The following is a 26838-nucleotide window of genomic DNA, read 5'->3' on the forward strand; positions in this document are numbered from 1 at the left end:
CACCAGACGCATCGCAAGGGCATGAAATCGCACAGGATAATTTTGAATCAGACACTAAGAAAATTTGTGTATAGATGAGATAATCCTGCTCCGGAGATCCCGAAGGTCACCGCTGGATATCCATCCCCCTCTGTCTGCGCATCTGGCCTGTGTCAGCACTTTATCATCGTCAAAAACAGAAAGCACCGAGGGAACGGTTTGTTCCATGCAGGATAACTGTCAAGTTTCAGGAAACACCTCGTAACAGCCACGTTTTCTGGCCGCCGCACACCATGAATTCTTACACTTAAATTCGCGATAGCCGGGCATATTGACAAGCATCTTCTTATTTGCAGTACAATTTAACCAATAATTAACCGATATTACACAGCTTATATTGAGAGTTAATTTATCATCACGGATATTTTATCAGTCAATCTTCCATGCCGCGACCCTTGGCGGCCGCATGAAATCCGCCGCATAACAAAACGGTGATCGTGCTTTTTATTGAATCCGGACGGACTAATCGACGGAGCGGGCGCCCTCGCCGGATGGTTTGCACCCCATCCTTTGGGTGTTCACATTTTCGTGATCACTGCCAAGTTGAAGTCTTTTAGGTGTTGGAAAATTTGATTGGATGCATTCGTGATGATTGAAAAATAACGGCTTTTGCGTAAGTTCGCCCAATTATTAATCACACGCAGGTGAGCCTTAGTACAAAAGCGGCAGCAATCAAGCGTATTCGTGATTAATATACGACTTTCGGTACGAAGCCTGTCAATCAACAAAAATGCGCCTACGTCCTTTGCGCACGTCAATGTGAACCACATGCTCCACATCAAGGTAAGGCGTTGCGCCTCAAGCCCCCGCCATTCACAGCAGCGGCGCGTTTCTCCATGGGGCAATACCATCAAACACAGTGCGCGCAGGTGAGGCCGCCAGTTCCGCGGGACGCGCCGGCTGCGATCGGCGCCCCTCCCGGCGGGTTTGCTGCGCTTCATGCGATGCGGGGATGATTTGATCTCTCAAGAGCCTGACAGCCCCATCGATCTCTCCAATAACGTGGCCATGTTATTGCCCCGGCAAGGATGGCCATGGTCATGCGACCACGGGCGGGCGTCGCCGGCCAGCCTCGCAACCAATGATGGAAATTTCCGCGCGCATGCCTGAGATTTCTACAGGACGGTCATCTGCGGTATCACGGCGTCACGGTCTGGCCCTCGCCCCGGGTTCAGCCCACCGACGCGAGAGGCCCGCCGATCCTGTCTGTACGGCTTTCACCCGCAGACCCGCACGCCGGGCCCACGACGCACCATGGAGGCCTCAGTGACGTTGGACCAGCCAGCTTCCCGTTGCGACGTCGCCATCTGGCTGTTCAGCCTGCAGGCCCCGGCGCCGGCGCGCGCGATGCTCGCCGGCCTGTTGTCGACAGACGAACGGGAGCGCGCCGCGCGGTTCATTCATGACCGGCATCGCAACCGCTACATCGTCGCCCATGGCGCCATGCGCTGTATCCTGGGCGAAACACTCGGCCGGGCTCCCGGGAATCTTGTCTTCGCCAGCAATGCCTGGGGCAAGCCAGAACTGACGGAAGCAGGCGCGCCGTTCATCAATCTCAGCCATACGGAGAACCTCGGCGCCTTCGCCATCGGCTGGCGCTGCCCCATCGGCGTCGACGTGGAGCAGGTGCGCCCGGTGGAACAGGACGTGGCGCGTCACTCTTTCTCGCCAGCGGAACTGGCAGAGCTGTCCCGTCTGCCGCAGCGGGACTGGCTGCAGGGTTTTTATCGTTGCTGGACGCGCAAAGAGGCGGTGATCAAGGCGCTGGGCCTGGGTCTGGCGCAGCCGCTCGACGCCTTCGACGTCACGCTGGCGCCCGACGCTCCCCCACGGTTGCTGCGACTGGCCGGTCACCCTGAAGCGCCCTCACAGTGGCAGCTTGCTCACTTCGCGCCAGCGGACGACATTCTTGGCGCCTTCGCCGCGCCATTGTCAGGCCACGAGATTTCTTTCAGGCGCTGGACGCCGGCAGATGCTTTGCCTGGATCGTCAGGCTGGGCCGCCAGATAACGGTCGAAGAAGGCCAGCAGGCGTCCATTGATCTGCCGCCAGATTCCGGAACGGTCGCGTCCGGAGGGACGAAATGCCTCGGCAAACGCCGGCATCAACAGGCGGTCGGTGAAATCCAGATGGCTGGTCTCTTTGATGAAGAACGTAAAATTGTCGGGCCGCGCGGCCTGTCGTTTCTGATACGCCAGAACTTCACCGTCCAGCATGCGATCAAACCGGGCCGCCAGATCAGGCTGGGCCAGTTCCTTCGGGGTTGGCGGCCCGATATCCGCGGACAGGAAGAGATAAGGAGCCTGCACGCCGCCGCGCGCCGCGCGCCCCAGAACCAGTCCATCGAGATTGACCACGGCGCGAATTCGCGGATCCGCGAGACTGAGCTCCAGCGCCGCGGCGCCGCCGAACGAGAAGCCCGACGCGCCGATACGGGTCGCATCAAGGTGTGGTCCGGTCACCGGATGCGCCAGCAGCGCGTCCAGCACATCGCGGCCAAGGCGCGCCTCCAGACCGGCCCGCTGCGCCGCCGGCGCCCGCGACGCCTGAAACGCTTCGGGCGACGTGAAGTCAAATGACGTCGCCTGGAGCCTGCCGGCGACGCCCTCCTGTCTGTCGAGGTGAACGATGTCATCCAGCGCCACCGTCACGTAGCCGTGGCTGGCGAGGCCCGCCAGATTGAAGGAGGCCTCGGATCCACGCCCGAACCACGACGGGAAGTGAACAATCAGCGGGAACGGCCGCTGCGTCTCCGCCCACGGCGCATCTTCCGAGTAGTCCGCCGACGTCGGTCTCCGGAGGCGGAGCCACGCCCGGTCCACAAGGCCCATGCGGGAGGCCGCTGCGGGATACCAGAGAACCACGGTCAACCGGCCCCAGGACGGCAATGTCAGGGCGATCTCCCGACGGCCGACAGCGAACGGCCCGCCCGGCGTGGGGCGCGGCGCGCCCATGAACCAGAGCGCCCGCGCATACTCCTTGACAGGCAATGGCCCCGCCATCGCCACGGCGACGCCGGCAATGCTGGCGGCGACAACCGCCGCAACGGCAACCCGCCGGGTTATTGCGCTGCTGGATGCACCATCGCCAGGCATGCTTTACCCCCGTGCGGCCCCCGTTTCGATCATGCGCCCGAAGTGCGTGACGATGCAGGCCAGGCCCGGATCGTCGGGACCAGGCCTTGCCGCCGGCATGTAGTGAACATGGATGGCGCCGTTGACGACTGGCTTCCACCCCAGCGTGTGGTCAATGCCAGGCCACTTCGGCGTATCCGGGCCGAGGAACTGCATCACCGGTCCGCTGACGTCGCGCGGCTCACAGGCGTCGCGGGCCCTCATCAGGGTCAGCAGGAAATCGTCATTGAACTCCGAGCCAGTGCGTGTCGGCGCCCGGTCGATAAGCCCCATCCGGGCGGCGAGCTGAAGAACGCCGCTGCTTTGCGCGAGGCGGTAGTTGCCAAGAAACTCGACAAAGGTCTTTTCCCGCCTGAACACCCTCCGCAGGTTCCAGGACACGTCGTTCAGCCGCACCAGCTGCCGGTTCAGGAAGTTCAGCCTGCGGGCGTAACTCGGATGCCATGCGTTGACGACGCACACCATTTCGACCTCGTCCCCAGCCGCGCGCAACTGGCGGGCGATCTCAAGGGCGAGCACGCCATGAACGCAGAGTCCGAACAGGATGTAAGGGCCCTTTGGCTCAATCGAGCGGATAACGTCGATGTAATCGGCGGCGATCTCGGGGAATGTCTTGCCGGCGATGCCATGGGGCTTGCCCGGTTCGAACAGCCGCACCCCGAAAATGTGCCGGTCCTCGCCGAATTCGCGGGCCAGGGCGAACAGCGTCTCCACGCTGTTGATGCCGATCACTGGCGTGCGGGAGCCGCGAGGACTGACCTCCATGACCCGCCAGTCATCATCCTCATCTTCTTCCTTTTGCATCACCGCCGCCGGCGCCGGCGCACTGGCAAGTTCGACGCCGAGCCTTTCCGCCAGGCCCGCCAGCGTCGGCTTCTGGAAGAACCGCGCGAGGCCGACCCGTTGCCCGAACGCGTCGTGGATGCGGGCCACCAGTCGGGCCGCCCGCATGGAATCTCCGCCCAGCTCGAAAAAACTGGCGGCCGGCGGCGGATCATCACATCGCACCGCCTCCCGCCATAATTGCATCAGGCGCTCAGCGCGGACGCCATTGTCGGCCGCCGGCGTGGACGACGCGCCGGTTTCCATGACCTCGACAGGGACAGCCCGGACAGCGGTCATGCGGGGCGACCGTTCCACGCCGGCCAGCTGCGCCGCTGGCGGGGAGAAGGGCAGCCCGGCGAGCGTCTGCGTCGGGTCGGAGCTGACAGCCGCCAGCAGCTCGACGAATGACCGCACCACCCAGGCGACTGTCGCCTCGTCAAACAGGTCCGGATCGTACTCACACTGGGCCCGCCAGCCGACTTCCCGCTCCACGAGATAAACGTCGAGATCGCGTTTGGCGCCCGGCGAAAGGCTTGGGAAACCCCGAAGCGCCATGGCGCCGGCGCGGGTGTCCTTGAGGAATGCGCTGTTCAGGACCTGAAAGTTGACGCCATTCAGCGGACCACGACGATCGCTGACCGGCAGCGCGATGCGTTCCGTCAGTTTCTCGAACGGCAGGGCGCCGTTTTCCAGCGCCTCGCCGACCGTCGTCAGCGTCTGGTCCAGCAAATCGGAGAAGCGGGTTTCCGGCGCGCACGCCATGCGCAGGGCCAGGGTGTTGATGAACGGGCCGACAACCGTTTCGAGTTCGAGTTCATCGCGCCCGGCGATCTGGGTGGTGACCAGGATATCGTGATGCCCGCTCCAGCGGTGCAGCAGGGCGGCGAAGGTCGCGAGACCGAAGGCGAAGAATGTTGAACCCCGCGCCCGCGCCGCGCCCAGCGTCGCCTCTGCGACGCCGGGCGGGACCATCATGCCGAAGATATCGCCGCGTCGGGTCGGCTTGACCGGCGGCGCACGGTCTGTCGGAACCGTGAAGTCGGACAGCCCATCCAGTTGCCTCATCCAGTACTGTTCCACCGTCGCCGCGCCGCCAGCCGCCAGCCAGGCGTTCTGCCACGAGGCGAAGTCACCGAATTGCATCGGCGCATCGGGCAAATGGGGCGTCGCCCCCACTGACAGGGCGTCGCAGATGGCGGCGAACTCGCGCACCAGCGTCAGGTTGGCCCAACAGTCTCCCGCGAGATGATGCGTGGTGAGCAGCATGTGAGCCCTGTCATCCGCCTGCTGCAGCACCGTTATCCGGAGCAGGGGCGGCGCGAATGGATCGAAGGGCGTCGCCGCTTCTTCACGCCCCAACCGCTCGCTCAGCTCGTTCTGCTCAGGTGGGGGCGTTCCACGCAGATCGACATGCCGGATCCGGAACTGCGCGTGGGGAAGCACGCGCTGCACGAGCTGGTCATCCTGTTCGACAAACACCGTGCGCAGCACCTCGTGACGGTCGACCACCTGCTGCCAGGCGCGCTCCATCAGGGCAATCGATACCGGCCCTTCCAGGCGCCAGCGCGCGGCGATGTTGAGACACGGATCTCCCGGACGCCGCTGGCTGCGGCGCCAGTAGTAAGATTGCGCGCAGGTCGCTCCGAATTCGAGAGGCTCAGGCAGGCTCAAGGCGGCGTTCCCCTGATGGCTCATGTTCATTGGGTTACCTCCGGCGGAAGTCAGCGAGGCGGGGCAACGGGCCCACCGACGCCGCCGCCATATCGCCAGGCGAACTATCAATGGCCTCGGCGAGCGCCCCGATGGTCCGGCAACGCAGTACATCCCTGGCGGCCAGATTGACGCCCGCCCGACGGGCGCGGGCGACGATCTGGAAGATCTGGATCGAATCCGCGCCCAGATCGAGGATGTCGGCGTCAATGCCGATGGCCTCGCCGCCGAGCACTTCCGACCAGACGCTGCAAAGCAGTCTCTGGGTGGCGTTCTGCGGCGGCAAGCCCATCCGGCCCACCGGCTTGGCCGCCACGCGCTCCGGCTGCGGCAACACCTTGCGGTTGAGCTTGCCGTTCGCCGTCAGCGGCAGGGCGTCGAGACGGGTCCAGATCGCGGGAACCATATAGTCTGGCAACGCCTGACGGGCTTTCTCGCGCAACATCGCTTCATCAAGGGGCTGTCCGCCCGCCATCGCCACCCAGGCGGCCAGGCGGCGGTCCGGATCAGCGCCGACCACGCCAGCGGCTGCGTCGGCCACGCCTGGAATGGCCCGCAGGGCGCTTTCGATATCCTCCAGCTCGATACGGAAACCCCGCAGCTTGATCTGCAAATCACGGCGGCCAAGGTGCTGGATGCGCCCATCCGGCAGCCGCTTCGCCATGTCGCCGGTGAAGTACAGGCGACGCGGCGCGCCATCATCAAGCGTATGGCGACGGAAGGCGGCGGCGGTCAGGTCCGGCTGGCCAAAATAGCCATTGGCGAGGCCAAGACCTCCGATCGCCAGTTCGCCCGCGGCGCCGGGCAGCGCCAGTTGGCCGCTGGCGTCGATGACATACAGCCCGGTGTTCAGCACCGGCGCGCCGATGGTGATGAGATCATCGTCTGGCCTGACCTGGCCGGCGCTCGACCAGATGGTGGTTTCCGTCGGACCATAGACGTTCCAGAGCGCGCCCGCGCCGGCTGACAGCTCCCTGGCGAGATCGCGCGGCAACGGCTCGCCGCCGCACAGCATGGTCAGGCCGGGCCAGGGCTGGAAGCCTGCCTCGGACAGCATGCGCCACAGGGAGGGCGTCGCCTGGATATGGCTTGGCTGCTTCTCGGCGATCAGTCGCGCCAGGGCGAACCCGTCCTGCACCGCCTGACGGTCGGCGATGATCACCCGCCCGCCAGTGACCAGTGGCATGAACAGCTCAAGCATGGCGATGTCGAAGGTGGTGGTGGTCACCGCCAGCATTGAATCCGCCGCGGTGAACCCGGGACGCTCCGCGAACGACCACAACAGGTTGGCGAGCGCCGCGTGGCCGATCTCCACGCCTTTCGGCGTCCCGGTCGAGCCGGAGGTGAAGATGACGTAAGCGGCGGACGCACCGGCGCAATCTGGCAGCTGCGCCGCGCTGGAATCGGGGGCCGCTCCGGCCCGCACGTCCACCAGCGGCGCCCCGCCAGCGACGCTGGCCCGCGCCGGGTCATCGCAGACCAAGGCGCAGATGCTGGCGGCGTCAACGACCTGCTGCAGCCGGCTTTCCGGATGCGCCGGATCAAGCGGCGTGAAGGCGTGGCCGGCCCGCATGACAGCGAGCATGGCCACAACCATGGCTGGCGAGCGCTCCACGAGCACGCCAACCCGGCCGCCGCCGCCAGGCGCAACGGCGGCGATGCGCGCCGCCAGCGCGCCGGTCGCGGCGTCGAGCTGGCCATAGGTCATGATCTGGTCGCGCCAGACCAGGGCGATGGCGTCCGGGTGGCGGGCCGCGACGCCTTCCACCTGAAGAGGGACCGGCCGCAGGTCGAGTCCGTCGCGCGCGGTGGCGTTCAGCCCATCGACCAACCGGTCGACCGTATCGCCGTCCAACAGGCGCAAGGCTTTCACCGGCTGGGCGGCGTCAGCGACGATGGCGCGCAATGCCTGCTCGAAGTGACCTATCCAGCGGGCAATGGTCGTCGCGTCATACAGTCCGGTGCTGTAATCGCAGGCCAGCGACAGGCCATCGGCGTCCTCAATGATGTTGAGGAAAATGTCGAAATTGACAAACGCCTTGGCGTTGGTGGCGACCCGGGCGGTCACCTCGCCAAAGTCCAGCCCTTCGCCAACGCGCTCCAGATTGAACTGCACCTGGGTCAGCGGCAGACGCGAGGGGTTGCGAGCGACGCCCAGCTCCCGGACCAGCGCGCCAAAGGTGTAGTCCTGATGCTCATTCATATCGAGCATCGCCTTCTGCACGGTTTTCAGCAGAACCGAGACAGGGGCGTCAGGATCAACCTGCGCGCGCAGCGGCAGGAAGTTGACGCAATGGCCGACCAGCGGCCCGCCTTCCGCCAGGCTCTGCCCGGCCGTGGGGATGGCCATCACCTGGTCGGTTTCGCCGGTGAGCCGCCACAACACCACGTTGAAAGCAGCCGCGAGGGTGGAGAACAGGGTGGCGCCCTGTTTCGCGCCGGCCTGCTTCACCTGCTTCAGCAGATCACCCGGAATCCGGGCGCAAAGCGTGTCGCCCGACCAGTCCTTCACGTCTCCACGAGGACGGTCGGCCGGCAGATCAGCGTCCGGCGGCAAGACCCGGAACTGTTCCGTCCACCAGTTGCGGGTCTCAGGGCTGTCGTGCGAGGTCTGCTCCAGCGCATAGCTGCGGAACGGCAGCGGCGCAGGCAGATCCGCCGCGCGCCCCTGGCGCAGCGCCTGGTAGACCTGCGCCATCTCATCAAGAATGACATTGGTTGACCAACCGTCGCACACGATGTGATGGGCCGTGAACACCAGCACATGCACGGTTGGCGACAGTCGGGCCAGGGTCGCGCGCATCAGCGGGCCGTTGACGAGATCAAACGGCGTGCGGGCCTCATCGTCCTTCAGGTCGGCCAACCCGGCGGCGGCGCCAGAAAAGTCCCGCTCCGCCAGCGGTACGGCCGCCGGCGCATCAATGAGCATGTGCGACCCGTCCGGGGCGAAGCGCGCCCGCAGGGCGTCATGGCGCGCCACGACCTCGTCCAGCGCCTGCTTCAGGGCCGTCCGGTCAAGCACGCCCGACAGGGTCAGCGAGATGGATTCATTGAAGGCGCAAGAAGCTTCGTCGCCGAGCTGCGCCGCCAGCCATACCTCCATCTGCGGCTCGGTCAGCGGCGACGACATCGGCCATGAAACGGGCGCCTGCTGCGTCGGGGCGGCCACTGTTCCGGCCCCGGACAACGCCTGGGCTCCCATGGGGGCCGCAACGCCAGATCCGGTCAGGATGCCGGCGCCCTGGAGCGCATCGAGGGTCTTTACGAACGCATCATAGATGAACGCCATGTCGGCGTCGGAATGCTCCGTCGTGAAGTAGCAGGGGAAGCCCTCCTGCCAGTGCACGCCCAGCAGACGCATGTGATGGTAGAACAGGCTGGCCAACCGGTCCTCGCCGCCCAGCGCCAGATAGAACCAGCTGCTGTAGCTCTCGGCCCGGGCGCCAACGCCGCGTCGCGCCAGTTCGGCGTTAATGCGGTTCGCCAAACCCTGGGCGCGGGCGGCGAGCTGCTCCTGCAGGGCGGGGCCCTGGTCCTTCAGATGCAGCAGCACCGCTTTCGCCGCCGCCATCACCATCGGGTGACGCACGAAGGTGCCTGCGAAGAAGGTCGGCGCAACCTCCGGAACCGAGTCGTCGCCATAGCGCCAGGCGCCGCCGTCAAGGGCGTCCATGAAGCTGCGCTTGCCGGCGAGGACGCCGACCGGCATGCCGCCGCCGACCACCTTGCCGTAAGTCGCCATATCGGCGCGAATGCCGAACACCGCCTGCATGCCGCCGGGATGCACCCTGAAACCGGTCACCACCTCATCGAACACAAGCGCGGAGCCAGCCGCTTCGGTAATCGCGCGCAACTCCCGCAGGAACCCGGCGGGCTGCACCTCCGGATGGCGGCTCTGCACCGGCTCGGCGATCACGGCGGCGATGTCATCGCCATGCTGGCGGATCCAGTCGAGGCTTTCCGGCTTCGCCCACGGCAACACCACCATGTTGCCAACCGAGCCGAAGGGGATGCCCGGCGCGATCGGCAGACCGCGCGGATCGTCATCCTGGCGGGCCTTGCCCTTCACCAGCACCTCGTCGAACTGGCCATGGTAACCGCCGCTGAAAACGACGATGCGGTCGCGCCCGGTCACGGCGCGCGCCACGCGCATCGCCGCCATCACAGCCTCGGAACCCGTGTTGCAGAAGGTGACGCGTTCATTGCCCGTCATCGCGGCGAACAGCTCGGCGACCTCACCGGCCAGCGGCGATTGCGGGCCGATGGCGAAGCCGTCGCGCATTTGCCGTTGCATGGCCTCCAGCACGAAGTCCGGCGCATGGCCGAACGCCGTCTGCCCGTAGCCATTGACGACGTCGATGTACTCATTGCCGTCGACGTCCCAGATCCGGCTGCCCTTGGAGCGGCTGCAAACGATCGGATAGACGATTTCTTTCCACTCCGGCCGGAAGCCGGCGGCGGTGCGGGGGTCGGCCAGCACGTCGCGACGCGCGTCGGTCATGCGCTTCGAGCCAGGCGTACGCGCCGTGTAGCGGGCGATGAGATCGGTCAGGAACGCGGTTTGCGCGGCGGTCATATCACCGCCAGCGGCGGCGCCGCCGGGGCGATAGAGCTGATGACGCGATGCGCCAGCGTCTTCCACCGCCTCTGCCGGCCGCGACGCCGCGGCGGCCGTGGCGGCTGCCGGAGCGACGGCGACCTGCGGCGCGACCTGAATGGCGGCGGCGGCCAGCGGCGCGGGCGCGACGCTGGCCTGACCGAGCAGGATCTGGTTCTGCTGGGCGATGAGACCTTGCAATGCCGCGAGTTGATCGCGGAACAGGCCTTCCACACCCGCGGCGGCGCCAGGCGCCTGCGCCGCCAGAAGGGGAGGCGCGACCTGCGCCATTGCAGGGGCCTGGAATATGGCCTGCGTCTGCATCGGGGCGGGCGCCGCCTGGGCGGGAACCGCCGGCGCAGGAACCTTGTCGGCGAGATATTCGGCCAGCCGGGCGATCGACGGCATGTCGTTCAGCAGTTGCCGGAACGTCACCTTGACCTTGAAAGTCTTCTGCACCTGGGTCGCGACCTGGGCCAGAAACAGGGAATCGAAGCCCAGTTCAAGGAACGGGCTCGCATAATCGGCCTGAGCGACGCTCTCGCCGGAAAGCTCTTCAAACAGCCCGGCGACCTTGCTGGCGAGCCCGGCCCCGGCGTTGCCGGCGCTGACAACTGGCGTATGCGTATTCATCTGGACTGGATCCACTTGCATGGAGGCTGGGGACAGGGATGGCGCCGCCTGGATGACGCCTGCCGGCTCCGCCATCGTGGCGGACGCCGGTGTCGCGACCCAGTAGCGCTGCCGTTCGAAAGGAACGCCAGGGAGCGAGATACGCTGGCCCGGACAGGCGCGGTCGTGGTCGAAGGCCGCGCCATGACGCCAGAGCTGGCCGAGAGCGCCATAAAACGTCTCGATATCGTCGTGATCCGCGCCCGGATCGGGCAATGAGGCGACCGTGGCGACGCTCCGCCCCTTCGCGGCGCCCTGCCGGCACAAGGTCAGCAGGGTCGAGCCCGGACCAACTTCGAGCAGCACCGGGGTCTCGAAGCGCTTCAGCAGCGCCGCAACGCCGTCGCTGAAGCGCACGGCGGCGCGACAGTGGCGCGCCCAGTAGTCGCTGGCGCCAGTTTCGGCTTCGGTGATCCAGTCGCCGGTGACGCACGACACATAGGGGATCGTCGCAGGCTCCGGCCCGATCCGCGCCGCCTCAATGGCGAGATCAGCCAGCACCGGCTCCATCATCGCCGAATGGAAGGCATGGCTGGTATGCAGCCGCCGGTGCATCGCGCCCATGCCGGTCAGGACGCTTTCGAGCTGTTCAATAGCGGCGAACTGACCCGCCGCCACCGTCAGGCCCGGCGCATTCACGGCTGCGATATCGACCCCTGCCGGCAACGCCGCCCGCACATCCGCCTCCGGCAGCCGCACCGCCAGCATGGCGCCGGCCGCCACGGCCTGCATCAGCCGGCCGCGCACGGCGACCAGTCCGAGCGCCTCTTCCAGAGTCAGAACACCGGCCAGGGTCGCCGCGACGAACTCACCAATGCTGTGCCCGATCATCGCCGCCGGCCGCACGCCCCGGCTGAGCCAGAGCTGCGCCAGGGCATACTCCACGGTGAAGATCGCCGGTTGGGCGAGGATGGTCTGGCGGATGGTTTCCGCGCCAGCTCCATCACGGGCTTCAGCGCCATACAGCGGCTCGCGCAGGTCAAGGCCCAGGCTCGGCTTCAGGATTTCGGCGCAGCGGTCAACAGCGTTCCGGAACGCTGGCTCATGTTCGTACAGGCCAACGCCCATGGCGGGATATTGCGCGCCCTGGCCCGGGAACATGAAGATCACGGGTCGCCCGGCCGCCGCCGCCTCACCCGCGACAACTCCCACGCCGCCATCAGCTTCCAGACGGTCGATGGCCATCGCAACGCTGTCGGCGATGATCGCTGCGCGATGCGCGTAGGCGCCCCGTCCCGTCGCCAGGGTATGGGCGACGTCCGCCAGGCTGGTCTGTGGCGCTGCGCGCAATGTGTCCGCCAGCGCGGTGCGCGCGCGCTTCAGGCCGTCCTCGCTCCGCGCCGACAGCATCAGTACGGCGCGGGCGGCTTCCCCGGCCGCCATGGATGGACGCTGCGGCGCCTGCTCCAGGCAGATGTGCACGTTGACGCCGCCGACGCCGAGCGCCGACACGCCGGCGCGACGCGGGCCGTCCGGCTCCAGCCAGTCCACCAGCCCGCCGGCAATGGCGAACGGCGTTTTTTCCAGTTCGAGACGCGGATTGGGCGTGGTGAAGTGGCAGGTGGGCGGAATGACGCCGTGATTGACGGCGAGGGCTGTCTTGATCAGGCCGGTCACGCCCGCCGCCGCGTCAAGATGGCCGACATTTCCCTTCACGGAGCCGAGCCAGGTGCGACCGGGGCCGCCGCCCTCGCCAAAGGCGCGGGCCAGCGCCGTGACCTCAATCGGATCTCCAAGCGGCGTCGCGGTGCCATGGCACTCAACGTACCCCACCGTCGCCGGATCAAAGCCGGCGATCAGTTGCGCCGTCGCCACCACCTCGGCCTGCGCGTCAACGCTTGGAGCCGTGAAGCCGACCTTCGAGGCGCCGTCATTGTTGACGGCTGCGCCGCGGATCACCGCATAGATGTGATCGCCGTCGGCGACGGCGTCCTCCAGACGTTTCAGCAGCACCACCCCGGCGCCGGAGCCAAACAGCGTGCCATTGGCGCTGGCGTCGAACGGCCGGCAGACGCCGTCGGTCGAAACCATGCCGCCGTCCTGGGCGAAGTAACCGCGCTTTTGTGGGAATGTGACCGACACGCCCCCGGCCAGCGCCATGTCGCACTGGCAAAGCAGCAGCGACTGCACCGCCTGGGCGACCGCCGTCAACGAGGTCGAGCAGGCGGTGGCGATGGTCATGCTGGGACCGCGCAGGTCCAGCTTGTAGGAAACGCGGGTCGCCAGGGCGTCGGCGATGGCGCCGGTGAGCGTTTCGTAGCCACTCACCTGAAAATCGTTGGTGAACCGCTCCGCCGCCGCCCGGTCGCCACAGACGTGACGCAACAGATAGGTGTTGTAGCTGCACCCCGCGAACACACCGACGGCGCGCCCGGCGAGCGCCTGCGGGTCGTAGCCGGCGTCCTCGATCGCAGACCAGGAAATCTCGAGGAAAATCCGGTGCTGCGGATCGGTCAGGGAGGCTTCTCGCGGGCGCATGCGGAACAGCTGCGCGTCAAACTGGTCCACATCGGCGAGCAGTGGGCGCACGGGAACGAAATCGGGCTGCGCCCGCTCATCCGCCGTATAGCTGTCCTCCAGCTCACCCTCGTCAAACCGGCTGGCGGAATCGACGCCAGCGCAGATATTCCGCCAGAATGCCCCAACGTCGCCGGCGCCGGGAAACCGTCCGGCCATACCGATAATCGCCACGCCGTCCAGGTTGTCAGTGATGTCGGCCGCCCCGGAGGCTGCATCATGATCGCTGTTCATCTTCCCCCTCCCCTGACCTGCGCCATCCTGCGCAGGGCCTCGGCCTGCCTGTTGCCGGATGCGGGCGTCACCCTTCCGCCAGCCGTCGGTCCCCCCGCCTTCTGGCCAAGCAGCCGGGCGAGACTCGCGACGGTTGGATGCGCGAACAGCTCGACCACTGGCAGATCCCGGCCCGTGCGCTCCCTGATCGCGGCCTGGACCCTGGCAAGGCCAATTGACGTGCCGCCAGCGTCAAAAAAGTTCTGGTCCGGGCTTGCCGGAACCTGTCCAAGCACATCGCGCCAGACGCCGAGAACCAGGCTTTCCATGTCGTGGCCGTCAGACGCCCCGTCGCCATGCGGCGACCGGACGGCGTCAGGGCTCCGGGCGACGATATCCGGCAGGGCCTGGCGATCGATCTTGCCGTTTGGCGACAGCGGCAAAGCCGGCAGAGCGGCGAAAGCGGCGGGGATCATGTGCTCGGGAAGTCTCTCCGCCAGGTAGCGTCGCAACCCGGCTTCCAGCGGCATGGTCGCGGTCTGGCGCATCACCAGCCAGGCCACCAGCCGCGGCTCGGCGTCGCCATCGCGGCGCACCGCCACGCAGGCCTCGCGGATATCGGCGTGACTGCAAAGCGCGGCCTCGATCTCGCCAGGCTCGACCCGGTGCCCCCGGATCTTGATCTGGTGATCGAGGCGACCGAAGAAATCCAGCACGCCGTCGGCGCGCCAGCTGACCCGGTCGCCCGTGCGATACATCCGGCCCTCATGGCCTGGAACGCGCAATGTCATGAAGCGTTCGGCGTTCAGTTCCGGGCGGCCGAGATAGCCAAGCCCGACGCCCAGGCCGCCGATCCACAATTCGCCCTCCACGCCGGGGGCCACCGGCCGCCGCATCTCATCGAGAACAGCCAGGAACACATTGTCGACCGGTCGGCCGAGCGGTACGGGATCCTCCCAGTTCGCCGCTCCCATCGCCCAGGCGGCGCAGATGTCCGTGCACTCCGTCGGACCATAGCTGTTGAGGATTTGCCCCCGGCACGCCGGATGGCCAAGCCAGGGCAGCAGACGCCGGATCGGGATCGGCTCGCCGCCCAGAACCGCCCAACGCAGCGACGCCAGCCGTTCCATACGGCCAGCCGCCGCGCCCTCCACGAGCGGCAGAAACGTGCTGGGCGTGCAGTTCAGGAAGGTGACGGACCGGCTTTCGACCGTCGCCACAATGGCTTCCGGATCAAACACGTCAAAGTCCGGCAGATAAAGCGTGCCACCGACCAGCAACGGCGCGTAGATATTCTTCTGGGTCAGATCGAAGCCCAGCGCGCTCACCAGCAACGTTGAATCGCCGCCATCGAGGCCCAGCGTCCTGATGTACCACTGAAGCAGGTTGGCGAAGGACCGGTGCGTGACGGCGGCGCCCTTCGGCAGGCCGGTGGATCCAGAGGTGTAGATGACATAAATGGGGTCGTCTGCTCCCGCCACGGCGGGCAGCGCATCGCCTGGGGTTTCGGCGATGGCCTGCGCCTGGGCGTCCAGCGCCAGACTGACGATCCCCGGCGGCAACCTGGACAGGCCGGCCGACGTGGTGATCGCCACCCGACAGCCGCAGTCCCCGACAATAAAGTGGATGCGCGCCTCCGGGTAGGACATGTCGACCGGCACATAGGCCGCGCCAGCCCTGAGCACGCCAAGGATGGCGACAACCGCGTCGACGTCGCGCGGCAGCAGCAGCGCCACCCTGTCGCCCCGGCCGACGCCCTGCCCCATCAGTTGACGCGCCAGCCTGTTGGCGGCCGCGTCAAGACCTGCATAGGTCAGCAAAACGTCGCCGCGCCGCACCGCCGTGCGATTGGGCGTAGCGCGCGCCTGGCGCGCGAAGGCCGACGTCACCGTCTCCCAGGCCATGTCGCGCCGTGGCCCTGCTCCGGCCTCCCCGGGACCCGCGGCGTCGACAACGTCCACGGACAACCCTTCCATCCTGACAGAACCAGCCTGTTGCATTGCCTGCTCCATCACTCCGAAACATCGCTATCTGGTTTGTCTGTTGCCCGCATGGGCCGCGACTTTCCGGGGAAAGCCCAGGCCCTGCGTCCAGCCAGCCCGGGCGCGCCGACGGGAGAAGCCCGCCGCGCTGGATCGCAGCCCTGGAAAATCTCCATGCAGCGACATGGCCCCGGCCCAATCCCCAACCTGCCTGGGCCTGTGTCCAGTTTGCGCCAGGTCAGTCGGCGCGCGATGAGGCGCAATGGGTGAACGCGCCTGCGCCCTTTGGATGAGTTTCTGTATCCCGGGCTGGCCCGATTAACGCCTTTGGCGGTAAGTCGCGGCTGATTGGCGGCCTGTTCTCCAGCCACGGACGGAGTCAGACTCCAGCCCGACAAAGCGGGCGCAACGCGCCCGGCTCACCGGCAGACAGGAGAGTCAGGAGCGTGTCGGCCTCGCCATCATTACTCCGCCTACCGTCTCCACGCCGGCTGATGGCAGTCATCATGCTCGCCCTCTGTTGCCTGGGCGCGCCGGCGCGCGCTGGACAGGAGGCCGCCCCGGCGCCCCGGTCCGGCATCACATGGGGCGTTAATGGACATCCCCTGGTCTCCTATCCCGGCGTATCGATGGAACAGCAGGCGTCGCTTCTCAGCGAGCTGAACGCCCGTTCCTACAGGGTGGACGTCACCAGCCTGAACCAGATGGAAGAACTGGCGCGGCTGCGCGAGACGCTGGCTGCGCGCGGAATCGAAGTCCTGCCTGTGCTCACCCCCCCGTTGAGCCTCAAGGACAACGACGAACCGACCCTTAAGGCCAGGGCCCGCGCCTTCGCGGAAGCCTTCGTCCGCCGGTTGCCTGACGTTCCGGTCTGGGAGCTGGGCAACGAGATGGAGAATTACGCCATCATCCAGCCCTGCGAGATGCGTGATGACGGCACGCAATATCCCTGCGAGTGGGGCCCCGCGGGAGGCCTCGGCGAACTGGATTATTATGGCCCGCGCTACCGGAAGGTCGCCGCCGTGCTCTCAGGCCTGGCCGAGGGCGTCGCCGCCGCCAATCCGAAAGCCCGCCGGGCGCTCGGCTCTGCCGGCTGGGGCCACACCGGAATTTTTAGCCGCCTGGCGAAGGATGGCGTGCCGTGGGAAATTTCCGTCTGGCACCTTTACTCCGTGGACCCGGAATGGGCGCTCAAAATTTTGGCCAGCTACGGCAAACCGATCTGGATCACCGAGTTCAACCACGATTCCGGCAGCTATCGCGACGGCAAGGATGGGCAGGCCAAAGGACTTGTCGCCATCATGGATTCCCTGAAACGGCTGGCCAGCCCCTACCGCATTGAAGCCGCCCACGTTTACGAGCTGCTGGATGAAGCCTACTGGGCGCCGCACTTCGAAGCCTACATGGGCCTGGTGGAACTTGAGCGCGACGGAGGCAATGGCTGGCGTACGGGCGCACGCAAACCCGCCTTTGACGCCTTCCGCAACGCTGCGGCGCCATAAACGGGGGCGCCTCGCGTTGGCCCCCGGACCACGGCAAGCCGACGGGCCCAGCCCAGGAAAAGGCCAGCGAACCACGGGAGCGCATGCAGGCTCACGCGGGCGCCTTATGCGGAGCCGTCCAAAGGCGGATGGCTGGAGCCGGATATACGGCGTTTGGGCCGTCGCAATGTCCCATCTGCGAACTGTCGGACGCCATTTCGGTACTGGGGCTGATGAACCGTCACGCGCAATCTTGCACGGATACAGGTGTTTCAGACATGGCGGAGCCAGTCCTCAGGGCCAGCCGGCCGCAGGACAGGCAACGTCGCCGACGCCATCGCGTCGAATCCGGGGTAGCGTCATGGTGGTTCCTGAAACTAAACCGGTAATTTCATGCATAATGCCAGTTTACAACGGAGACCGATGGTTAAAAATTGCCATAAACTCGATATTGCAACAAACATTTACCTGTTTTGAACTGATTATCGTCAATGACGGAAGCACGGACGGTAGCGGTGACATCATTGACGCTGCGGCGGCAAGGGACACGCGCGTGACCGTCATTCACCAGCCCAATCAGGGCATTGTCGCTGCCCTGAATGCTGGCCTCGCTGTTGCCCGGGGGAAATACATCGCCCGCATGGATGCTGATGATGTCGCCATCTCGACGCGTTTCATCCGGCAACTTGCGATCATGAACGCCGACCCGCGCATCATGATTCTTGGCACCGGGTCGCGGACAATAGGTCCCGACGATTCCAGCGATGGGGCGACAGCGCCAGAGACCACGGAGAAAATCCGCTGCATACTCGGCAACAATAAAACAAACCGGTTCCCCCCCTCAATTTTGCAAGTTCTCCATCCAACCACGATGATGCGGACAGATTGCATTCGCGCCATTGGCGCTTACTCGGAAGAATTTGAACACGTCGAAGATTATGACCTCTATTTGCGAGCAAGCTCCGCCGGACTCATAGCGGAAATTCCAGAAATCCTTATGCTTTACCGGATTCACGGCAACAATATTTCGGTGCGCAAGCTTCACGAGCAGGAGCAAAACGCCGCCCGCTGCGACGTTGTCCGCGTGCGGGACAACAGGCAAGCGCGTGGCCTGCGGCGGCAGAGAATATCCGGACCGACCTTCGCCGGTTGGGTCGGCATCCGGCGTTATCGCAGGGAGCGTCAACTGGGTCTGGCGCAAACGCGCGCCCTTTACGACGCAGGCCTTCTGGCCCTGAAAGGAGCTTTGAAGACCAGTCCGTCGGTGTCATTGCACCTCCTGGCGCGCTGCGCCTGGTACCTGGCGCTTGATCTGGGGCCATGGCGCGCCTCCGGCAAGCCTGGCGGGACGGGCAGTTCAGCACGGGATCAGGACAAGGCATTCTCCTGACGCGCAGGGGCCCCTGTCCTGCGCGCAGAATGTATGAGCCGCCGGCCCGCGTGGCCAATGTCACGGAGCTGGCCGGAACGCTTCAGCGCCCCTCACCGGTCGCAAGGCAACGCGGTCCAGATGGTCGCCATGCGCAGGGGAACCAGGCCCCTCGCACAAATCCGGACAGGCCGCCGCTTCTCACAACTTGGGCCAGATGCAGATCTGGCCACAAATTGGGGGCAATAACGGGGGCAATAAAAGGAGGGATACTTGCCGTGCCAGATGTTTGTACGAATGCGCATGTGAGCGCGTCTGGCGCGCGCTCCAGCATCATTCGGGCCACGTCCGCGATTGACGGTCCGTGGCCGCGCTGGCGCGACGCCGCCGTTGCCGTGCGCGCGCCAATCGTGCTCTCCCTGCTGACGCCGCCAGCGGCGCCAGCCATGGCCACCGACGTGAGGCGCTCAATCCCGCCAGCCCGACGACGCGTTTGCCATGGCGGCGCACCGCTTCATTGCCACAGGTTTCGCGCCATGCCCGTCGCGGCACGGCAGCAGCGTCAGGGCGTTCAACGGCGCGCCCCTGTTGCCCCAGCGGGATGGCAGGAAAACAGCACATGACGCCTTCCCCTGTCGGACTGCTGGTTTGCCTGGTGATCGCTATCGCCGGCCGCATGCTTGGCTCAGCCACCCTGATCGGACTGCCCGTCTCACTGGCCTTCGGCGCCACAGCCTTTGCGACACTGCCGGCGCTGGGCGGGTCATCGCCACAGATCTACACCTTGTTTGCCATTTGCCTCGTGGCGGAGCAGTTCCTGCGGCGAGGCGGCGTGCGCTCACTGGTGGTCTCGACGGGCCGCGCGCCCATGCTATCGCTCACGCTGCTGGCGCTCATGGTCTATTCGGTAATGACAGCGATCATTCTACCGCGCCTGTTTGCTGGTGAAACCAGCGTCTTTGTCCCGGTAAACGGCGCCATTGTGGAGACCGTGCTGGCGCCCGTCACAGGGAATATTTCGCAGACAGCTTATTTCGTTTTGGGCATTATGACCTGCATTGCGCTCGGCGCCACCCTGAATAACACTGGCCGCCTCGTGCTGGTCAGCAAGGGTTTGATACTGTGCGCATTGCTGAACGTCACGCTGGGCGCCATTGACCTTGCCGCCAAGGCCAGTGGCGTTGGGGATGTGCTTGAAGTCATCCGCACCGCCAGCTACGCCATGCTGACAGATGTGGAGCACGCCGGCTTCTTCCGCATCTCGGGCGCTCACTCCGAGGCGTCGGCGTTTGGCGCGGCGATCTTCATCAGCATGGTATTCTGCTCGACCTACAGCCGCCTGACAGGGGACCGGCGCGTGGGCATGCTGGCGGTGGCGTCGCTGGCGCTTTTGCTCCTGTCGACGAGTTCGTCCGCCTATGGATGTCTCGCCATCTACATGATCTGCCTTGCCGGGAAGGCGTTGTTCAATTTGCTGCAAGGCCGCGTCCGCAAAGTGGACCTCTTGCTGGTTTTTGCGGCCCTGGTCTGCGTGGCGGCGGTAATCGCGATTTATTTGCACAATGGCAATGCCTTCGATCGCATACAACAACTGCTCGACGCAGCGATCTTTAACAAGGCAAGTTCCGCATCAGCGGCTGAACGCGGCTACTGGAACAGCCGCAGCCTGACGACGTTCCTGGAAACCGGCGGCCTGGGCGTCGGCATGGGCAGCTCGCGCGCCTCGAACTGGCTCATCGCCGTGCTCAGCCAAACCGGCGTCATCGGAGCCGTGCTCCAGGCGTTGCTGGCGGCGACGCTGCTGCGCGCCCTGCCGCCATCGCGCAGCGACGCCTCCAACCTGCCGGCGCTATACGAAGCCGCGCGCATGACCGGCCTCGCAACCCTGGTTCCATCCCTGCTGGCGGGCGGCAGCGCTGACCCAGGCATGCTGTTTTTCATCTGCGTCGCGGTGGCGCAAAGCGCCCGCCAATCCATGCAGGCGCAGGCGCCCGTTGCGGCGTCCTCGCCGGCGCGCCGGCTGGCGGCCGGCGACAATGTTCATACCGGATCGCCCTGCTCAGGACCTGCGCCCGTTCGGGCGGTCCGGCGAACATGATGCGCCATGGCTGTTCCACGAGCCGGTTCCTTGCATTGCCGCAGTGATCCATGGCGCCGTCGCGGGAGGGAAGGCTCCGTTTTTGGGAGCCAGTTGTCGCGCACAAACTGTCGGACATTCTCGAAGGGGCCCAGTCGCGGCGCCCCCGGGCGACAGTGACGGGCCGTCATGCGGTTCGGGTGACCGGTTTGCCGGACATGCGCGGCCACGAACATTCGCCGGCAACGATGCCGCACTCTATCTTTCGGAGTATACATAAAGCCGTTTGCTTTCTTCATTGACCTTTGTGGGTGGATATTCCGACCCTTTTCGTGATATTGCCTTGCTGGTTCAGCAAGTAAATCCATACAGATCGTCATATCCAGATCTGACGACGTCTCGGGGAAGGGTGGCGAGGAATGGGCAAGCCCCAGGAACTTTACGGCATCCAGATGCTGCGCGGCATGGCCGCCCTGTCCGTCGTGATCCATCATGCGCTTGAAATGTCGAATGGAAGCGCCGGGCGCTTCAGTCCTGACTGGCTCACGACCTGCGGCGCGTTTGGGGTCGATATCTTCTTCGTCATCAGTGGTTTCATCATGATGTACACGACGTTCGGGCCAGCCCGACCGTTAACGTCGCCATATCCGTTTTTCAGAAACAGAGCCCTGCGAATTTACCCATTCTATTGGTTTTGTCTGGTGACCATGCTCGCATTGTGGGGCGTTGGCTTCATGAAAAGCCTGGATGTTACGTTATCCACGTTCTGGAGATCGGCGATCCTGTTTCCGGGCGGGGGAATTATCAATGTCGCCTGGACGCTCAGCTATGAGATGCTGTTTTATCTGGTCTTTGCTGCGTCACTGTTTTTCAGGTCCGCCAGGCTGACAACATACTCAACTATTCTTGTGCTTTCATTGTCATTGGTTGGCGGGACCGTTGCGAAAAATGAGTTTCTGGCAAACCCCATCATGCTGGAATTTTGCTTCGGCATGCTGCTGTTTTATTGTCAGCCCATAGTCCTGGCTAGCGCGGCCCAGCGACGCTTTCTGGTCGGCGTGGCAGCCGCCATATTCGCGATGTTTGCGCCGTACATCGTCGCTCATTCATCCACAGCTGGCCTTGAGGGATGGAATCGCGTGATCGCATGGGGAATACCGGCGCTAATCATCGTTGCGGCGTGCCTGAAACTCGACAGCGCCAGTGGCCAACTTGGCGGCGCATTGATCGAACTTGGCGACGCATCATACTCAATGTACCTGACTCATGTGTTCTGTATGATCGCTTATGGAAAAATTCTCAAAACCAACACCTTTGGCTCCATGAACCAGATACCGTTTATTCTGATTGTAACATTTGTATGCATCATTGTTGGCGTCATGGCGCGTCGTTACATTGAGAAGCCCATAGACGTCTTGCTAAAACGCTTGAGTTCACAAGAAAATACGAAACTGGCGTCAACGGAATTACGGCTTGCGCCTGTCGCTCCGTGGCGTGGACACAGCGCGCAGGGAAGTGAGGCCGCCGCCAGGAAGGATGGGAGATAATCAGGTTTTGGGCGTCGCCAGATGCTGGGCCAACTCATTTGCGGTAATGCGTGCTGCGCTGCCGTCACGATGCAAGCGGTGCTGGCTGGTGCCCCCCATTTTCGGCAAGCTGCAACTGGCGCGTGTTTCCAGCGGTCGCACGGCGCTCACCCCGATTGATGACCTGGGCGCTGACAGGGGATCGTTTACGTGATCCGCAACAGATCGCAGCGGCGGGAAACGCCCGTAGCCGCCCAGCCCTGCAGCGTGTCTGCCGACCGGCGCCCTCTCCCCCCGGCAACGGGCGCACAAAGGGCGGACCAAACGCCAGGCTCCCAAGCACTCCCAGGCCTGCCGGCTCCTTTCCTGAGGATGGGCCATAGCGAGCAGGATGACGCACAGGCGGCCTCCTGAGGCGCCCGAACGCGCGGTTTGAAAGGCGCCTGATCCCGGGCGCGGCGATCCTGAACAGATGTGCCCCGCTTTTCGTCTTCAGGTTGATCAGTCAGGCGGTCTGCGGCCGCCGATCAGACCGCCAATCTTCAGGGCAGCGGAAAGCCGCGCGATACGTCAGCAAGGCCAGACTCCCCAAGGATGATTACGCGATGCGTCCCTGTCGCTCCCTCCCCTTGCAAGCCCGCGTTGCCCCAGACCCACCGAACGGCGCCGCGCATCCCATGCAGCCGCATCCATTTCGCCCCGGCATGCAGAAGACCGTTTACCTGGTCCGGCGCCGTTGCCGTAGCGTCTCCCCCAATCGAGCAGCCCTGGGTCGCCGGTGGTAACGATGAGCCCCACCAGGAGCGCCCAACGCGCGCAAAGGTATTAAGCGGGCGCCCGCAAATCCGGCGGCCATACACCTTCTAACACCTTGGAGCGGAGACGGATTGGCCGCACCTCTAATTAGACCTGTTGCGGAGGGCGACTCACGGTGCTGAACGATCCCATCACCACGCGCGGAGGCGCATCTTACACAGGATCTCGCGTTATCGAGGGCAAGCCAGCGATCGGCGGGACGTGGAAACGTACGCTCGACATCATCGTGGCTGTCACCGCGCTGCTCGTGTTGTCGCCGCTGATGCTGCTGACCGCCCTGGCGATCGCGATCACCATGGGGCGGCCAGTCCTGTTCGCCCAGCGACGCGTTGGCCTCGGCGGCGCGCCCTTCTTCTGCTACAAGTTCCGTACGATGTCTCGCGACGCCGAAAGGCGGCTCAGCGAGCATTTGCGCGACAACCCGGCCGCCGCCGCCGAATGGCGGGAGAACCGGAAGCTGCGTCACGACCCGCGCGTGACCCTTGTCGGCCAGACCCTGCGCCTCACCAGCCTCGATGAACTGCCGCAACTGTTTAACGTTCTTGGCGGAGAGATGAGTTGCGTCGGCCCGCGTCCTGTGGTTCCCGACGAACTCGCGCTTTACGGTCGCTACATTGACGACTATCTCGCCGCACGTCCTGGCATGACCGGCCCCTGGCAGGTCAGCGGCCGCAATGCCCTTTCATATGCCGATCGCGTGGCGCTTGATTCCCACTATGTCCGCAACTGGAGCCTTTGGACCGACGTGACGATCCTTGCGCGCACCATTCCCGCCGTGGCGCGTTCAAACCAGACCTCGTGAGGCTTGCGCCATCGCCATGCCGCCGGCCTGGTCCATGGCGACGGCGCGTTTCGCGCCCAGCTCAGGCGGGTTTCAAGCCAGCCGCGAGTCTGGCGCTACCGGGCGCGCCGCGACACAGCGGTTTTTGCCAGCGCGCCGAGAAAATAGGCGATCTGCAGTGTGCACCAGGCGCCAATAGCCATCCAGGCTGCGGCGCTCCAGCCATCATGACGCGCGAAACCCGCGCCCGCAGCCGCAACGAACACGCTGGCAAGGAACGCAACAGGGTAACCGAACCTCATCCCAAGTAGAAAACCCGCCGCCGCACTCACAGCCATCCAGACTGCTCCCATATATGCCCCCTGGTCGTTCCAGCCCGGACCAGATCTGTGGCGGTCCGCCAGGCGCGCCATTCCGGCGCCCCTGACGGCGAGAATAACGTGTTTCCCAAACCCCGTCCCGCGAGAATACACTGCGGGTCGTCAGGTTTCGTTTGATCCTGTCGCCTGCCGGAAACGCCCCGGGCCCATGTCCTCTGGTTGGCCTGCCAGACGCTTGGTCAGGCGACGACCCGCGATGCGCAGACCAGGAAGATGCCGGGACCTCCGCGGTTTGCAAAGCAAGGTCAGCGTAACGGGTTTCCTGCTGGAATGCCTTGCGGCCCCCGGGCTTCACCAAAACCCAAGGCGTCAGGCTCAACCGGTTTTGGCGTCAGAAAGCGATCTGCACGCCGGCGATGGGGCCATGGACCGCGACATCGAACAGGAAGCCGGACTGCCGGAGCTTCACCTGCTGGGCGCGATAGCCCAGGTTCGCCGAGAACATGGGATTGAAACGGTAGCCGACGCCGCCCATCAGGTCCCACATGTAATCAGAACCACCGCCGCCCGCGAGGGCCCAGCCGTTCAGGAACAAATTGCCGGTCAGGAAGGTCTGGCCGCGCACGCCGCCGACAGCGTCGACCCATGTCTTCGTGCGCTGCGCCTCGTGATCGCCGAAGCGCACAAACTCCGCGCCAATGAGGGTCTTGACCGACCACACGCGGGCGCCCGCCACCAGTTCCAGACGACTGCGCCCGTCGTCAAGGACGGCGTAGCCCGCCAGCGGCGTCCATTGCAGCATGCCGACGCCGACCCGCGACCGCGCCAGCCCGATGCGGGATATGGCGACATGATCGGTGATCCGCATGTAGATCAGGTCGGAAGACAGCGAGAACCGGCCCAGGCGCGCCTCCGCCATGCCCATGGCGGCGAAGTTCAACGTATCGATGATCTTCGGGAAGTCGTAACGCAGATGGGCGAGCGTGCGGTCGCCATGCCCAACGTCGCCGCTCACGCCGGCCGCCCACATATAGGGCGTCAGGCTGAACTGCCAGCCCCCGGCCGCCGCTGCGGGCGCGACAGGCTCCAGTGGGTCCACCCGCGCTGACAGATCCGCCGCCATGGCCGACGTCCCGGACAGCAGACCAATCGCAGCAAACCGCAAGAATTTCTGCAACATATCACCCCCAACCCCACGCCCTGAAGCCCATGCCCGAATTCGGCCCCACCGGATCGGACCGCTTCGGGCAGAGCTGAGCAACGCGCAAATTGTAGGCGAGTCGTCAGCACGAAGTCATGCGCTTTCAGACGTCATGCTCTGGTTTTATGGAGGCGTTACGGATTGGCAACGCTTTATATGTTTGCCAATCCGCAAGATTTTCAGGCATTATGGGGGCGAAACAGACGACCGCGCTCGGTTATAATTACGACGATCAGGATCAATACGCCGCAAATGGCGGAACCTGCTGTCATTGGCACGGTGGTTCCGTTGAAATGCTGGCCAATCCAGAAGCCGGTCAGCGCCCCGCCAACGGTGGTGACGAACCCGTGAACAGAAGAGGCCGTGCCGGCGATATGCCCCAGCGGCTGCATCGACATGGCGCCGAAATTGCCGCTCATCATGCCGAAACAGAACATGACGCAGGCCTGCAGCACAACGAACGTCACCAGATTCTCGAAGCCCGCCAGCGCGATGAGGAAGTGGGCCAGCGCGACCAGGATATAACCCAGCAACGCCGTATGTGAGAGCAGGCGCATGCCGAAGCGCTCGACCAACCGGGCGTTCAGCAACGACGCCACGGCCATGAAGCCCGCCGTCAACGCGAACATGGTGGTGAACAGATGCTCTGCGTGAAACACGTCTGAGAAGATCTGCTGGGTGGAGTTGATGTAGCCGAACAGCGCGCCCAGAGCCAGGGTGTTGCCCAGCATGTAGCCCACCGCTTCGCGGGAGGCGAAGCACTGTCGCATGGCGGCGAACACGCCCGCCGGGTCAATGGAGCGACGGTCCCGCGGATGCAGGGTCTCCGGCATGCGCAGCAGCATCCACACCAGCACGACGGCGCCGAAAATCGCCAGCAGGCCGAACACCCAGTGCCAGGGGGCGAACAACATGATCGCCTGGCCGAACGACGGCGCCAGGATCGGCACCAGCATGAAAATGATCATCGCCATCGACATGACGCGCGCCATCTGGCGGCCGGCGTAGCAGTCGCGAACGATGGACACCGCCAGCACGCGCGTCGCCGCCGCGCCGACGCCCTGGGCGACGCGGGCGATGATCATGGTCTCAAAGGTATTGGCCAGTCCCGCCAGCGCGCCAAAGATGAAATACATGGCCAGGCCAAAGATCAGCACCGGCCTGCGGCCGAAGCGGTCAGCCGCCGGGCCGTAGAAGATCTGCGCCCCGCCGAAGCCGAGCAGATAGGCGGTGATGATCCACTGGCGCTGATTGTCGCTGCTCAGACCAAGGTCACGCCCGATCTCGGCCAGGGCCGGCAACATCGAATCGATGGCCAGGGCGTTGGTCGCCATCAGGGCGGCGATGAAAGCGACAAACTCCCGGTAACTCATGCGTCCAGGGGGATGCGACTCGCGTGTGGTGCTTTGCATGGCGATGCCTGGGGTAGCGGGCGCAGGAACGCGTCCTGACGCGGAGCGCTCCCGGACGCCGCGTCTCAATACATGAAAAAACAGCTTCACTGTCCGGACTGGGCGGCCATGGCCGCATCCAGCAGGACAGGTTGGAGCGCGTCAGGTAGAACCAGGGCGCGGACAC

The 26838-nt window shown here is 64.9% G+C and carries 11 protein-coding genes; 6 read left to right on the forward strand and 5 right to left on the reverse strand.

What is annotated here, in order from left to right:
- Positions 1-1305: 1305 nt before the first annotated feature.
- Positions 1306-2049: a 4'-phosphopantetheinyl transferase family protein gene (locus tag IE243_RS23920; protein WP_373301653.1), complete on the forward strand. Its 744-nt coding sequence runs from the start codon at positions 1306-1308 to the stop codon at positions 2047-2049.
- Positions 2050-3137: 1088 nt separating this feature from the next.
- Here IE243_RS23920 and IE243_RS10675 read toward each other — a convergent pair.
- From IE243_RS10675 to IE243_RS10685, 3 genes are read right to left on the reverse strand one after another with little or no spacing between them, the layout of a single operon-like run.
- Entirely contained in the window at positions 3138-5699 is a 2562-nt protein-coding gene (locus tag IE243_RS10675; protein ID WP_191319389.1) for a condensation domain-containing protein, read from the reverse strand.
- 4 nt (positions 5700-5703) lie between these two features.
- On the reverse strand, positions 5704-13728 hold the full coding sequence (locus IE243_RS10680; protein WP_191319390.1) for a hybrid non-ribosomal peptide synthetase/type I polyketide synthase: 8025 nt from the start codon (positions 13726-13728) through the stop codon (positions 5704-5706).
- On the reverse strand, positions 13725-15707 hold the full coding sequence (locus IE243_RS10685; RefSeq protein ID WP_210319839.1) for a non-ribosomal peptide synthetase: 1983 nt from the start codon (positions 15705-15707) through the stop codon (positions 13725-13727). Before IE243_RS10685 ends, IE243_RS10680 begins: the two co-directional genes overlap by 4 nt.
- Before the next feature lie 611 nt (positions 15708-16318).
- Here IE243_RS10685 and IE243_RS10690 point away from each other — a divergent pair.
- From IE243_RS10690 to IE243_RS10710, 5 genes are all read left to right on the forward strand, one after another.
- Entirely contained in the window at positions 16319-17191 is an 873-nt protein-coding gene (locus IE243_RS10690) for a hypothetical protein (protein WP_191319392.1), read from the forward strand.
- A gap of 340 nt (positions 17192-17531) precedes the next feature.
- Positions 17532-18560 carry a glycosyltransferase family 2 protein gene (locus IE243_RS10695; RefSeq protein WP_191319393.1) on the forward strand — a complete coding sequence of 343 codons (1029 nt, stop codon included), beginning with the start codon at positions 17532-17534 and terminating at the stop codon, positions 18558-18560.
- A 598-nt stretch (positions 18561-19158) separates the two neighbouring features.
- Complete coding sequence (locus IE243_RS10700; RefSeq protein WP_191319394.1) at positions 19159-20637, forward strand: hypothetical protein; 1479 nt, start codon at positions 19159-19161, stop codon at positions 20635-20637.
- A gap of 398 nt (positions 20638-21035) precedes the next feature.
- Positions 21036-22163 (forward strand): acyltransferase family protein, encoded by a 1128-nt coding sequence (locus IE243_RS10705; RefSeq protein WP_191319395.1) that lies wholly within the window; start codon positions 21036-21038, stop codon positions 22161-22163.
- 910 nt (positions 22164-23073) lie between these two features.
- On the forward strand, positions 23074-23760 hold the full coding sequence (locus IE243_RS10710; protein WP_244643064.1) for a sugar transferase: 687 nt from the start codon (positions 23074-23076) through the stop codon (positions 23758-23760).
- Between the two features lie 690 nt (positions 23761-24450).
- Here IE243_RS10710 and IE243_RS10715 read toward each other — a convergent pair.
- Together IE243_RS10715 and IE243_RS10720 are read right to left on the reverse strand one after the other, a co-directional pair.
- Entirely contained in the window at positions 24451-25239 is a 789-nt protein-coding gene (locus IE243_RS10715; RefSeq protein ID WP_191319396.1) for a hypothetical protein, read from the reverse strand.
- Between the two features lie 200 nt (positions 25240-25439).
- The gene (locus IE243_RS10720) at positions 25440-26672 is read right to left on the reverse strand and encodes a multidrug effflux MFS transporter (protein ID WP_244643066.1); all 1233 of its coding nucleotides are present in this window, start codon (positions 26670-26672) and stop codon (positions 25440-25442) included.
- Positions 26673-26838 lie beyond the last annotated feature (166 nt).

The organism is Camelimonas fluminis, from assembly GCF_014656355.1.
In the GTDB taxonomy this organism is placed as follows: Bacteria; Pseudomonadota; Alphaproteobacteria; order Rhizobiales; family Beijerinckiaceae; genus Camelimonas; species Camelimonas fluminis.

What these genes read in the sequence shown, in the direction of transcription:
- IE243_RS10675 (WP_191319389.1), bottom strand. Translation starts at nt 5,699, where the DNA reads ATGAACATGAGCCATCAGGGGAACGCCGCCTTGAGCCTGCCTGAGCCT.
- IE243_RS10680 (WP_191319390.1), bottom strand. Translation starts at nt 13,728, where the DNA reads ATGAACAGCGATCATGATGCAGCCTCCGGGGCGGCCGACATCACTGAC.
- IE243_RS10685 (WP_210319839.1), bottom strand. Translation starts at nt 15,707, where the DNA reads ATGCAACAGGCTGGTTCTGTCAGGATGGAAGGGTTGTCCGTGGACGTT.
- IE243_RS10690 (WP_191319392.1), top strand. Translation starts at nt 16,319, where the DNA reads ATGGAACAGCAGGCGTCGCTTCTCAGCGAGCTGAACGCCCGTTCCTAC.
- IE243_RS10695 (WP_191319393.1), top strand. Translation starts at nt 17,532, where the DNA reads ATGGTGGTTCCTGAAACTAAACCGGTAATTTCATGCATAATGCCAGTT.
- IE243_RS10700 (WP_191319394.1), top strand. Translation starts at nt 19,159, where the DNA reads ATGACGCCTTCCCCTGTCGGACTGCTGGTTTGCCTGGTGATCGCTATC.
- IE243_RS10705 (WP_191319395.1), top strand. Translation starts at nt 21,036, where the DNA reads ATGGGCAAGCCCCAGGAACTTTACGGCATCCAGATGCTGCGCGGCATG.
- IE243_RS10715 (WP_191319396.1), bottom strand. Translation starts at nt 25,239, where the DNA reads ATGTTGCAGAAATTCTTGCGGTTTGCTGCGATTGGTCTGCTGTCCGGG.
- IE243_RS10720 (WP_244643066.1), bottom strand. Translation starts at nt 26,672, where the DNA reads ATGCAAAGCACCACACGCGAGTCGCATCCCCCTGGACGCATGAGTTAC.